The organism is Hymenobacter saemangeumensis (genome assembly GCF_039541835.1).
Classification (GTDB): Bacteria; Bacteroidota; Bacteroidia; order Cytophagales; family Hymenobacteraceae; genus Hymenobacter; species Hymenobacter saemangeumensis.
The window spans coordinates 40,949-53,027 of sequence record NZ_BAABGZ010000003.1 but is presented as its reverse complement, the minus strand read 5'-3'; the positions used below and the strand labels follow the sequence as shown (position 1 = coordinate 53,027).

The 12,079-nt window shown below is 62.5% G+C and carries 11 protein-coding genes; 6 read left to right on the top strand and 5 right to left on the bottom strand.

The features are described from left to right. The first annotated feature begins 270 nt into the window (after positions 1–270). The gene (locus tag ABD919_RS00395; protein ID WP_345232754.1) at positions 271–1,656 is read left to right on the top strand and encodes a hypothetical protein; all 1,386 of its coding nucleotides are present in this window, start codon (positions 271–273) and stop codon (positions 1,654–1,656) included. Between the two features lie 135 nt (positions 1,657–1,791). Here ABD919_RS00395 and ABD919_RS00390 read toward each other — a convergent pair whose 3' ends face one another. The 3 genes from ABD919_RS00390 to radC all read right to left on the bottom strand — a co-directional run bounded on the left by ABD919_RS00390 (position 1,792) and on the right by radC (position 4,634). Next, positions 1,792–2,940: a PQQ-dependent sugar dehydrogenase gene (locus ABD919_RS00390; protein ID WP_345232752.1), complete on the bottom strand. Its 1,149-nt coding sequence runs from the start codon at positions 2,938–2,940 to the stop codon at positions 1,792–1,794. Positions 2,941–3,204: 264 nt separating this feature from the next. Continuing rightward, complete coding sequence (locus ABD919_RS00385; protein ID WP_345232750.1) at positions 3,205–3,822, bottom strand: hypothetical protein; 618 nt, start codon at positions 3,820–3,822, stop codon at positions 3,205–3,207. A gap of 68 nt (positions 3,823–3,890) precedes the next feature. Next, positions 3,891–4,634, bottom strand: coding sequence for a RadC family protein (gene radC, locus ABD919_RS00380; RefSeq protein ID WP_345232748.1), 744 nt, complete (start codon positions 4,632–4,634; stop codon positions 3,891–3,893). A gap of 115 nt (positions 4,635–4,749) precedes the next feature. Between radC and ABD919_RS00375 the strand changes: the two genes are divergently transcribed. The 3 genes from ABD919_RS00375 (at position 4,750) to ABD919_RS00365 (ending at position 7,611) form a co-directional block, all read left to right on the top strand. Then, positions 4,750–5,988 (top strand): metallophosphoesterase, encoded by a 1,239-nt coding sequence (locus tag ABD919_RS00375; protein WP_345232747.1) that lies wholly within the window; start codon positions 4,750–4,752, stop codon positions 5,986–5,988. Positions 5,989–6,111: 123 nt separating this feature from the next. Continuing rightward, a complete protein-coding gene (locus ABD919_RS00370) occupies positions 6,112–6,813 on the top strand; it encodes a hypothetical protein (RefSeq protein ID WP_345232745.1) in 702 nt (233 codons plus the stop codon). A 123-nt stretch (positions 6,814–6,936) separates the two neighbouring features. Further along, positions 6,937–7,611 carry a carboxypeptidase-like regulatory domain-containing protein gene (locus ABD919_RS00365; protein WP_345232743.1) on the top strand — a complete coding sequence of 225 codons (675 nt, stop codon included), beginning with the start codon at positions 6,937–6,939 and terminating at the stop codon, positions 7,609–7,611. 274 nt (positions 7,612–7,885) lie between these two features. Here the strand turns inward: ABD919_RS00365 and ABD919_RS00360 are convergent, their stop codons facing one another. After that, positions 7,886–9,571 carry a hypothetical protein gene (locus tag ABD919_RS00360; RefSeq protein WP_345232741.1) on the bottom strand — a complete coding sequence of 562 codons (1,686 nt, stop codon included), beginning with the start codon at positions 9,569–9,571 and terminating at the stop codon, positions 7,886–7,888. Between the two features lie 412 nt (positions 9,572–9,983). Between ABD919_RS00360 and uvsE the strand changes: the two genes are divergently transcribed. Then, entirely contained in the window at positions 9,984–11,021 is a 1,038-nt protein-coding gene (gene uvsE, locus ABD919_RS00355; RefSeq protein ID WP_345232738.1) for a UV DNA damage repair endonuclease UvsE, read from the top strand. A gap of 8 nt (positions 11,022–11,029) precedes the next feature. After that, positions 11,030–11,383, top strand: a complete 354-nt coding sequence (locus tag ABD919_RS00350; protein ID WP_345232736.1) for a hypothetical protein — start codon at positions 11,030–11,032, stop codon at positions 11,381–11,383. A 282-nt stretch (positions 11,384–11,665) separates the two neighbouring features. Here the strand turns inward: ABD919_RS00350 and ABD919_RS00345 are convergent, their stop codons facing one another. Beyond that, positions 11,666–12,049 (bottom strand): hypothetical protein, encoded by a 384-nt coding sequence (locus ABD919_RS00345; RefSeq protein ID WP_345232734.1) that lies wholly within the window; start codon positions 12,047–12,049, stop codon positions 11,666–11,668. Positions 12,050–12,079: the final 30 nt, after the last annotated feature.

Genomic DNA, 12,079 nt, shown 5'->3' with positions numbered 1-12,079 from the left:
CGAAAGCGCGTCACCTCTTTGTCGAGAAACAGCTTCTTGCCTTGCATCTTCCCTCTACGAAAACTGGTTCTGCAACAGCCACATAGGCTGTTCTATACCTTTGTGTTGTCGATTAATCATTCGTAATCAATGAGTTGCGATTGGATTGATTGATTTTGGCACGCAGCCCTTTCAAGCAGTAGGGCGCCCTGGCCGCGGGGTAGCTACACGCCGCCTGGCCCGACTTATTGCTACGACAGTACGCAGAAAATTCCATTAACCATCACCAAAATGAAAAAGCAGACACCTGCTCAAAGTGCCCGGCGCGGCGTTCGCAGCGCCTTTTACCCTACCCTGGGCCTGGCTGCCAGCCTGCTGCTGGCCAGCAGCTGCTCCCACGAGGAAGCAGAGGCTCCCGCTTTGGCAGCCCTCACCACCGAGGCCGACGCGGTGAGCGCCGACCTGGTGGCCGCCCCTGCCATCGCGGCCAGCAACTGGACTGCTGGCCGGTTCACGGGTAGCATTGTGCCGCTTGGCTCGCAGCGGGCGATGCCCAACGTGACGCTGGGCGGCAACCCCATCGTGAAAAGCAACAACCCCGAGAAATTCACCAGCACGGGCTGGCTGACGCAGCACACCTACACCCACCCCAGCCGGGGTGGCAACAACGCCTGGCTGAGCGGCAACTTCAACATCTACGTGAGCCACTACAACGGCCTCACTACCCAAGCCTACCTGCAGGTGCTGGCCGTGAACCCGCACGCTTACCCCATCACGGTATCCTATCGAGGCTCCATCCTCACCTCGTCTGAAGCCGGTGATTCCCGGGGAATTCTCGGCAAGTCGAACTACTACATGGTGACGGAAAACATGCTGAGGCTCCCCAGCACCGTCACCAGCAAAACCATACCGGCCCGGGGCGCCGTGCTCCTGGCTTTGAAGCGGCTCAACAGCGGCGGCAGCGTGGATGGCACGCTGCTGGTAAACGCGGCATCGCCCGGCGTATTCACGTATGTGGTGGCCACCAACACCGACAGGATTGATGAAGGCCTGTCGCTGGCGCATAACCCCAGTACCCGCCGCCCGGCCACGGGCAATATCAAGCCGCCTACCGTCAAAGACTTTGGCACTGAGGCCGGCGTGTATGGCTTCTCCAAGGTGACGGCCACCCCCAACGTACCGCTGCCCGGCGGCATCGGCCACATCGGCATTTCGGTTAATTATGCGGGGTATGAGGAAACTGTTGCCAGCCCCTACGTGCAAACGGCGCCGGCCAACCGCAACGGCAGCGGCCAGATACTGCGCCTGTTCGACTCCTCCTACCGTACCAACGGCAACTATGGCCACGAGTACAATGTGACGCTGCGCCTGCAAAACACCCTGGCTCGCCCGCGCCGGGTAAAGGTATGGTTTGCCTCCAACGCCCATACTGCCACCCGGGGCCTGCTCTACAACGGGGCCATGCTGTTCAACGGCAGCACCCGGCAGGTGGTGACCAAGCCGATAAAGACGGTTCCGAATGAGCCCTTTAATGCCCGGCAGGAGCTGACAGTGGTAAACGGTGTTTCCCAGCCCTTGCTGATAGGCGCTAATAGCACCCTAAACGTGCCAGTACAGTTTTATATCCCCGGCCTGTCGTCGGCAGGCGCACACTTTATCCTCGAAACGCAGGACTAAGCAGCCCGCTGGCCTGAAAACACAAAGCCCCATCAAGGCAGCGCCCCGTCGGGCGGGGTGCTCCTTGGTGGGGCTTCGTGCTTTAATCGGGTGCCTGCTACGGCTCTATTTGCAAGTGCTCAAGCAGGCCCAGGCTCACTTCTTCCAGATGTAATAGATGACGCCGCTTTTGTCGTCGCTCACAAGAAAGGCGTTTGGGCCCCACTGCATTACATCGCAAGGGCGGCCGTAGCGCTGAGCTTCGGTTTTGCCCTGTAGAAAGCCGGTAACGACGGGCACGTACCGGTCCCGGCCGGTCACCATCACCACCTCGTTGCCGCGCTGCCGGCCCACGGTGGTGCTGCCGTGCAGGGCCACCAGCATGCGCTGGTTGAGCAGGCTGTCGGCGTAGTTGGTGAAGTAGCACAAGCCCAGCGGGGAAGAGTGCGCCCGGAAGCCGCACAGGCCCGGCTTTTCTACCCGCAGCCCCGGCGCCCGGGTAGAGTCCTTGAAGTAGTCGTCGGGCCTTATCTGCTGGCGGTACTGATAGAAGTAGGGCCAACCGTAGAAGCCCTGGTCGCGCACGGTGGTAAGCACGTCCTGGGGCGTATCGGGGCCCAGCCCGTCCCGGCCCATGTTGGTTACCCAAAGCTGGTTGTTGACCCACTGCAGGCCCACGGCGTTGCGCAGGCCGGTGGCATAGAGCCGGGCCCGGCTGCCATCGGGCTGCATCTCCACGATGCAGGCCCGCCAGGCTTCTTTTTCCTTGCAGGCGTTGCAGCTGCTGCCAATGCTGACGTAGAGCTTGTTGCGGTGAATGGCCAGGCTGCGGGTGAGGTGCCAGCCGCCGTACTTGTAGCTTAAGCCGTAGGCCGGAAACCGGGCAATAACCCGGCCCTCGCCGGCCTGCTTCTGGGAGCCCGGCACGTAGTCAAAAACCGTGAGCTTGTCGGTTTCGGCCACGTAGAGGTAGTGCTTGCCCTGGGCAGTGTAAAAGGCAATCTGGTTGGGGTTGTGCAGCCGCTCCATAAAGGGAACCACGCTCAGAAAGCGGTGCTCCTGCTCGCTCCAGTTATCGAGCAGCAGCACGCGCCCGGCCTTGTTGTCGTCGAGGTTGTGCAGGTCGGTCACAAACAGCCGCCCATCGGGCGACTTTGCGAAGAAGCGGGGGCGCTCCAGGCCCTGGGCCGCTACGCTCAGCGCGTGGCCCTGGGGAATCTGTAAGGTAAAGGCGGGCTTGCCTTCCAGCAAGACCGGGGCCGGCTGCAATGGCAGCTGCGCCCAGGCCGTTAAACCGGTAGCCAAGCAGCAGGTGAATAGAAGCGTCAGAAGCTTATGCATAGGGGAGGCCACCGCAGCTGCGGCAGCTAAATCAGTTCTCAGGTCAGAGTACCGAGTTAAAAGTGGAGCGTTAAAAGTTAAAAAGCAGCCAGTAGGCATTTTAACTTTTAGCTGTTTGAAAAAGGGTACATCAGCTTATAAACAGTTCTAACAACCCTGAAATTAGGGCGGCCGCGGCTATAAGCGCTGCAGGACGCTGGCATTAAACTTCCGTAAACACCTGCGGCGCTACTGCCCGCAGGTGCAGGCCGTGGACTGATACTCCTGCAGCGCGGCCAGCTCCCGCGCTACCAGGGCTTGCCACTTCTGCAGGCGGGGCAGGGAAGGGTCCTGGTGGGTTTCCTGGTCGAAGCTCTGGTTGAATACATTCTCGGCTTTCAGCAGCAGGCCGATTTCGTCCTGCAGGTCGAGGCCGGGGCTGGCGCGGGTGCCGGCGTGGTGCTGGGCTATTTTCTGCCGGATTTTTCGGGCAAACAGCTCGTTGATGTCGAAGTGCAGCTGCTCGTGGGCCAGCACCAGCTGGTTGTCGAAGCGGGTGGAGTCTCTTACCCAGGACTTGCTTTTCACAAAGAACGACTCCACCAGCAGGGTGGGCCGGTCGTGCTCGTCGCGGTAGGGCAGCACGGCAATTTCCGCGGTGCAGCAGGCCGCCAGCCGGGCGCTGCCCGGGTAGGAGAGGTGCGCAGGAAAGCTGCGGGCCGCAAAGTCTTTCCAGCGCAGCTTCACGCCCGGCTGCCAGCAAACGACGTCGGGGTTGGGCGGCGGGTACAGCATGGTGCGCGACTGGCCGGAGGCAGCAAGGCCAGGCGGCAGGGCGACAAGGAGGACGAGCAGGTGGAGGCGCATGCAGGCTTCCCGCCCCGCTGGCGCGGGCAGGACAAGCAATAGGCCGGCCACGGCGCAAAAGTTCCCGCTTACAGCATGCCTTCGTCGGCGAAGCTGTAGTAGCCCTGGTCGGTGTAGATGAGGTGGTCGAGAATGGGCAGGTCCAGGAAGCTGCCGGCTTCTTTGAGCTTGCGGGTGAGGGCGATGTCGGCGGCGCTGGGGTTGCGGTTGCCGCTGGGGTGGTTGTGCACCAGGATGATGCTGCTGGCCAGGTTTTCCAGCGCCTCCTTGAAGATAAGCTTGGGGTCGGCCACGGTGCCGGCCACGCCGCCCTGGCTGATGGCGGTTTTGCGCATCACCACGTTGGCGCGGTTCAGCAGAACCACCCAGAACTCTTCGTGGGGCAGGTCCATGAGCTGGGGGCGCACCAGCTGGTAGATGTCGCGCGAGCAGGTGATGGTGACGCGGGCCGGGGCGTCGGCTTCCTTGCGGCGGCGGCCCAGCTCCAGGGCGGCCACCACCGTGATGGCCTTGGCTTCGCCGATGCCGGGGTGGCGGCAGAGCTGCTTCACGCTTTGGCGGGCCAGCTCGTTGAGGTCGTTGCCCACGGCCTGCAGCATGAGCATGCCCACGTCGACGGCCGACAGCTTGGTAGTGCCCGAGCCGAGGAGAATGGCCAGCAGCTCGGCATCGGAGAGGGCGGCGCGGCCCTTTCCCATGAGCTTTTCGCGGGGCCGGTCTTCCTCGGCCCAGCTCTTGATGCCAAAGGAAGAGGGCGTGGTGTAGGGGGGCAGGGGCGCGGTTTCTTCGCTGCCAGAATTAATCAGCTCCATATAGGTAGAATAGGAAGTAGGCAGGAAAAGTAAAGTAAAATCGGCGGGTTCGCGTTTGCGTTGCGGCCAGCCCCTCCTTAACAAAGGGCGGCAGCTGGCCGTTTTACCTTCTTGTATGCGCAACCGAATGCTTTTCTGGCTGATTATATCCGCCCTGTTTTTGTCGGAATGGTATGGCTTTCAGGCCGTCCGCACCATTACCCAGCACCAGTCCGCCAATGTGCGCCGGGCCGTGGCCATTGGCTACTGGCTGCTCTCGCTCACGGTCTGGATAGTGGCGTTCTGGGCCGGCAGCACGCGCAAAACCGGCAACACCCACCTGAAAAGCTACCTGATGAGCCTGCCCCTGCTGCTGCTGGCCGGCAAGCTGTTCGTTATCATCCCGCTGCTGCTCGAAGACTTCACCCGCCTCATTCGCTGGGTAGCCGGCCTAGTGACGCGGCCGGCCGGCAGCCCCGGCGAGCCCATTCCGCGCAGCGAATTCCTGAGCAAGCTGGCCCTGGGCCTGGGTGCCATTCCCTTCACGGCCCTGCTCTGGGGCATGCTGAAAGGCGCCACCGACTACAAAGTGCGGCGCGTGACCCTGCGCTACCCCAACCTGCCCCCGGCCTTCGACGGCTTTAAGGTGCTGCAGATTTCCGACCTGCACACCGGCAGCTTCAGCTCGACCGAGCCGCTGGAGCGGGCCGTGGCCCTCATCAACCAGCAGGGCGCCGACCTGGTGCTGATGACCGGCGACCTGGTCAACAACATCGCCACCGAGGTGGAGCCCCATATGGCGGCGCTGTCCAAAATAAAGGCCCCGCTGCCGGTGTTTTCCAGCCTGGGCAACCACGACTACGGCGACTACGTGCAGTGGGAAAGCCGCGAGGAAAAGCAAGCCAACCTGCAGCGGCTGATGCAGAACCACGCCAAGATGGGCTGGCGCCTGCTCAACGACGAAAGCCACATTATCACGCGGGGCGAGGATAAGATTGCCGTGCTGGGCGTGCAGAACTGGAGCAGCCACGCCAACTTCCCGCGCTACGGCAACCTGCCCAAGGCGCACGCCGGCAGCGGCGATGCGCCCTTCAAGATTCTGCTTTCCCACGACCCTTCGCACTGGGAAGCCGAGGTGCTCAACTACCCCGACATCGACCTCACCCTGAGCGGGCACACCCACGGCATGCAGTTCGGCGTGAACCTGCCCTTTCTGAAGTGGAGCCCGGTGCAGTACGTGTACAAGCAGTGGGCGGGCCTCTACGAGCAGGGCCGGCAGCGGCTGTACGTGAACACTGGCCTGGGCTACCTGGCCTACCCGGGCCGGGTGGGCTTCCTGCCCGAAATCACCGTGTTTGAGCTGCGGCGGGCGTAACAGGAGCGGGCTAATCAGCAGGTAGCCATGGACAAGAGCAGAGCCTAAGCAACTTCTACCGTGGGGCTTGCGTAAAGCGCCGGCAACCACTTACGGTTGATTTCCTTTTTCCTATCCTTTCCCATGAAAAATTCCCTGTTGATTCTCGCGGGCGCCGCTGCCCTTACTTTTTCGTCCTGCTCGCAGGAAAAAACCACCGAAACCACCACTGATACCACCACGACCACCGAAACCAGTGGCTCGGCCATGTCGGCGGCCGACACCGAGGCCATGATTCAGGCCCGGGCCCAGCGCATTGCCGATAGAATGGTGGCCGATATGAAAATCTCGGACGACGCCACCAAAGAGCGCATCCGCACCGTGTACCTGACCCGGGCCCAGCGCGTGGGCGGCATGCGTAGCCAGTACGCCACCGACACTACCGGCATGGCCGCCGCCATGCGCGACGCCAACGCCGCTACCGACGCCGAGTTCAAAACCATCTTTACCGACCCCACCCAGTACCGGGCCTACGAGTCGAGCCGCAACACCTACTACTCCATGGAGAACGAGGAGCCCAGCGTGTCGACTGATATGGCATCCGGCACTGGCTCGGATATGAATGCTACCGGCTCGAACACGGGCAGCACTTCGGGCACACCCACCTCCGGCATGAGCGACGTCGACAAGATGAAGATGAAGTCGGCCGATGGCAGCAAGGTGAAAGTGAAGTCGGACGGCGACGTGAAAATCAAAGACGCCCAGGACAACAAGCTGAAGGTGGACGGCGACGACGGCACCGTGAAAATGAAGCCTGAGAACGGCGAAAAAACGAAAATCAAATAGCGACGGATAAGGCCTTTCTGTCGATTTGGAACCCGCACCTGCAACGGTGCGGGTTTTTTTTGCCTCCCTGTTGCGCTACTTTGTGGCAGTTTTGTGTTAGGGTGGTTGATGAATGCTGCTGTTTTGAGTAAAGTCCTTTCCTGCGTTGCCGACTGGCCCCGCGGCCTGCTGGCCCTGGCCCTGCTGCTGGCGCTGGCCGCTCCGGCCCGGGCCCAGCTGCGGGTAAGCGGCACCATCACCTCGGCCGACAACCGGCAGCCGGTGCCTGGCGCCACGGTGCAGGTGCTGCGCACCCGCAGCGGCGTGGTGAGCTCGGCTACCGGGGCTTTTTCCATCGAGGCCCTGCCCACCGATACCCTACTATTTCGGGCCCTGGGCTTTAAATCCCAGCGCATGCCCCTGGGCAACACCGGCCTTTCCCAGCTTATCATCCGCGTGCAGCTGCTGCGCGACAGCGTGCAGCTGGGCGAAGTGAAAGTGACCGGCGACCGGGCCGACCGCGCCATCATCAACCGGGCCCTGCGCAATGTGAAGCGGCCCGAGCCGCCGGTGGTAAGCCAGGTGAAGCGCCCCCCCAAGCCCAAGCCGCTGTTTGCCGTCGACTCCACCGCGCCCAAGGCCGTGCCCACGCCCACCCTGGCCAGCCCCGTCAGCCTGCTCTACGAGGAGTTTTCCCGCGCCGGCAAGGAGCGCCGCAAGATGGCCGAAATCCTGGAAGCCGAAAAAGTGGAAAAGGCCCGCAAGGAGAAAGCCAAGTACAACAAGCAGTTTAAGGACAACCGGGGCTATGAGCCGTGAGGGTAGTGGTCAATGAGCAATTAACAATGACCAATGAGCAAAAAAGCGTGTCATGGCGAGTGAAGCGCAGCGGAACGCGGCCATCCGTCCTCTAGCACTCAGAAGCCAGATAAACCCAGACATAAAGAAGCCCCAACGCCAGAACTGGCATTGGGGCTTTTTTGTACGAGTGAAGCTATTGGGCCGGGCTGCTGCCGTAGCCAGTGGTTTTGCAGCACACCCGGGCGCGGCAGGGGCAAAAGCGAGCTGCCGACGCATTGTGACCTGCTGCTGCCTATTCCAACACCAAGCGCTGAAGCTGCTGGCCAGCGCGCACCAGGTAGAGGCCGGGGGACAGGGCCAGGGGCAGGCGCAGGGGACCGGCGGCGGGCATGGTGCCCTCCCCAAGCGGGCGCCCCAGCACGTCGAGCACCGTCACCCGCTGGCCAGAGGGCGGCCCCTGCACCCACACGGCCCCCTGGGCCGGGTTAGGCCAGAGCTGCAGGCCGGTGTTGCCCTGGGCCGTGGGGCGGGTAGTGGCCAGGGGCGTAGCCGCGGCGCGGGCCACGAAGCCGGTGGTGGTGCCGGGCCCGGCGCTGGCCAGCACGTGGGGGCCGAAGCGCACGGTGCGGGAGTGGAAGCCGCCGGCCATGTTCAGGCGCTGCCGTCCGTCCAGGGCCAGGGCCGTCACGTACACCGTGTCCAGGGGGAAGAAGCCCTGCCAGGTGCCTGTGGCCCCGTCCAGGCGCGCAAACTGAAATCTACCTGCGTTTGGGGTAGGGTCGAGCAAGTTGCCCGTTAGGTGTAACTGCCCGCGTGCGTCGGCAACGGTGTTAACGACTCCCTCGTTACCAACTCCCCCGTTGCGCACGGCCCAGTCCCACTGCCCAGTGCCGGCATCGAGCCGGGCCACAAAGGCATCGGCGCCGTAGTTGTTGGGGTAGTACACCGGACTGTTGGGCGGCGAGGGCAGCCGCGCGCTCAGGTTGGGCATCACGGTAGCACCGATGCGGGCCGCCGCGCTCACATAATAGCCGCCCACGTACAGGTGCCCGCTCCCGTCGTAGGCCAGGGAAAAGGGGAAGATAATATTCCGCTGCGTCACGGCATCGCCCTGTACGGCCCAGAGCCAGGCACCCGCATCGTTGGTTTTGGCCACGAACAGCTCATGGCCATACTGGTCATAGTATGAGCCCGGTACGGTTCGCGTGGTCAAGGTAATGGCTCCGAAGCTGGCCGTGCTGCTGAAAGAGCCGGCCACGTACAGGTCACCCTGGGCATCGATGGCCAGGTGCTCGGCGCCGGCGCCCACCGACCGTGCCCAGAGCCAGGTGCCGGCGGGGTTCAGCTTAGCCAGATACACCATCGGACCGGCCAGCGGAAAAGGTCCGGCCGTCGTTGCCGTAGCCACGCTGCCGAGCACGTACAGGTCGCCGGCCGGTCCCACGACAACCTTATTAAGTTCATCTGGCCCGGTGCCGCCCACGCGGCGGGCCCAGGAACACTGCCCGCTGGCGGCGTCGAATTTGGCGACAAAGCCCTCGTTGTTGGCGCTGGAGTTGAAGAGCACGGGCCCACCGGGGCCGAACTGCACGCTGTGGCTACGAAACGTGCCCACCAAGTATACTCCGCCCACACTATCGACGGTCAGGGCACTGGCTAAGGCTTGCTGCCCGTCGTTGATTTGCACAGCCCAGACGTAGTTACCTGCCACATCGAGCTTGGCCACAAACACGCCATAGAAACTAGGAGAAACCGAGAGTAGAGTGTTGCCCAGGGCAATGGTGCCTTCGAACTGGCCAGCCACATAGGTGTTGCCGCGCCGGTCTGCCACCAGTGCGGTAGGACCCCATCCGTTAGTGGTGCGACCGTCCCCGCTGGCACAGGTCACGGCATAGTCGAAGGTAGGGGCCTGGGCGTGCGTGGCCCGGCTGCCCAGGCCTAGGGCCAGTAAGGCCAGGAAGTGGAAAAGATGTTTCATAGCGGGTCAGGGTTAGTTTTCCAGTTTTCCTACCCGGGCGTTCAGGGCCTCGTTGGCTTTTTCCAACTGGATAAGGTGCAGCGTCAGCTCCTCAATTTTCCGGAGTAGTAAGGCCTGCATTTCTACTAGCTCGATACCATTGCTGCCTACCTGCCCGGCACTGCGCCTGCGCTGATGATGTTACAATGTAGGCAAATTGTATGGTGATTCAGGGAGGCTTGTCAAAGAACAGGAGAAAGCTAAGCTGTCACTGTTGCCCGTTGAGCCTGATTTTTCTTCTGTTTTATACCTCAGAACCTAGCAAGCAGTGAAGGGAAGGCTTGGCCGTGCCGCGTATTGACACCTGCTTTCTTACCGCTCATTGCTCACTGCTTATTGATAACTGTTCACTGATAACTGCGTAAGCCGGGCTATGAAGATTGGGTATCCTTGCGTGAACGAGGCCATGGACTGCAGCGCGGCGTCCACCTTCCGGCTGGCTTCTTATACCGATGAGCGGGTGCAGGCGGCCGTGGCCGGCAACCTGGCCTGCGTGCGCCGCATGCTGGAGTGGAACGTGGCCCAGGGCCTGCTGTTTTTCCGCATGGGCTCGGGCATTGTGCCCTTTGGCTCGCACGCCATCAACACCTTTCCCTGGCAGACGCACTTCCAGAACGAGTTCAGGGCCCTGGGCGACTACATCAAGGCCAACAACCTGCGCGTGAGCTTCCACCCCGACCAGTTTGTGGTGCTCAACTCGCCCGACGCGGGCATTGTGGAGCGCAGCATTGCCGAGCTGGTGTACCAAGGCTCGATGTTCGATTTGATGGAGCTGGACGCCACGGCCAAGCTGCAGATTCACGTGGGCGGCCTGTACGGCGACCGGGACCTGGCCATCAGCCGGTTTGCGGCGGTGCATAAGCAGCTGCCGGAGGCTGTGAAAGCTCGCGTAGTGGTAGAGAACGACGACCGGCTTTTCAGCCTGCGCGACTGCCTGCGCCTGCACGAGCTGACCGGCGTGCCCATTCTGTTCGACAACTTCCACCACGAGTGCCTCAACCACGGCGAGCCCATGCGCGAGGCCTTGCGCCTGGCCGCCGCCACCTGGCAGCCCGGCCGCGACGGCGTGCCCATGATGGACTACAGCTCCCAGGCCCTGGGCGAGCGCAAAGGCAAGCACACCGATGCCATTGTCGAAGACCTGTTCCGAGGCTTTCTCACCCAGCTCGATGGCCTGGATATGGACATCATGCTGGAAATAAAAAATAAGGAAGTCAGCGCCCTGCGGGCCGTGGCCATCCTGCGCGAGCTGGGGCTGGCGGCACCCGCGCCCGGCCTGCCCATCCCGCCGCTTAAACTTCCGGCCGACGCCAGCGCTTCTGCTAAAGCCAAAGCCGGCAAGCGCACGCCCAAGCCCACTACAACCTCCGTCGACGCCCCCATCACCCTTCCCGACCCTTCCATTCACTAGCCCCGGTTATGACCTCCGACCACCTGAACGCCACCATCTCGGCCCTGAAAAACGGCCTCACCAGCCTGCCCCTGGGCTCCGCTATCGATAATGCCGAAACCTGGCAGCAGGACCTGATGCAAAGCGGCCAGCCCCCGCTGCAGGACATCGGCCGCGAGCTGGGCAACCTGCAATCCATGCTGTCCAGCGGCGCGCTGGCTCCCTCAGCCATTGGCCGCAGCCTGCACCTGCTGGGCGACCAAACCAGCCAGGCCAGCGCCTCGGCTCCCGATGAGGTGAAGAAAAGCCTCATTGAGCTGGCCGACCTGCTGCGCCGCCACGGCACTGACCTGCAGGCCCACGCCGAGAAAGGCCAGCGCTAAGAAAAAGGCCCCGCCAGCAAGCTGCTGGCGGGGCCTTTTTTTGAGTTAAAAGTTGAGAGTTAAAAGTTAAAAGGCGTTCTGCTTTTTTGACTTTTAACTCTCAACTTTTAACTGAGAAACTGTTTAGGAAGTCATTAGAACGTCATGCTGAGCGAAGTCGAAGCATCTTGCCCGCAGCAGTAAATCCAATCGAAAGGATTCACTCTCGTGGTAGAGATGCTTCGGCTGCGCTCAGCATGACGGCCGGTAGTTAAATTTTAGACTTCCTAAACAGCTTTTGAATTAAGGCTGGGGCAGGGTGCTGCTGCGGGTGCGGCGGCTGCGGCCCGGCACCACGTCGGTTGATTGCCGGCGGTGGTCGCCTTCGCGTATCAGGGGCTGCTCGCGCACGTCGGGCACGGCCGTGGGCGACTGTTCGGGGGTAGCGGCGGGGAACACGGCGGGGTCAGGTGGCAGGCGGCTGGGCTGGGCGTCGCGGTTGGTGAGGGGGCGCTGCACCTCCGGCGGCCCCTGAATGGTGCTTTGGTTGAGGGCCGGGTTCACGGGGGGCACCGTGGTCTGGTTCTGGCTGCCGCCCCGCATGGGCGCCATGGGGTCGAAAGGCACCGTCTGGGCTTGGGTGCTGGCTGCCAGCAGCAGGCCGATGAGGAGGGGGGAGAGTTTCATAGCGGAAAGGAAGAGGGTGGGAGAAACGAG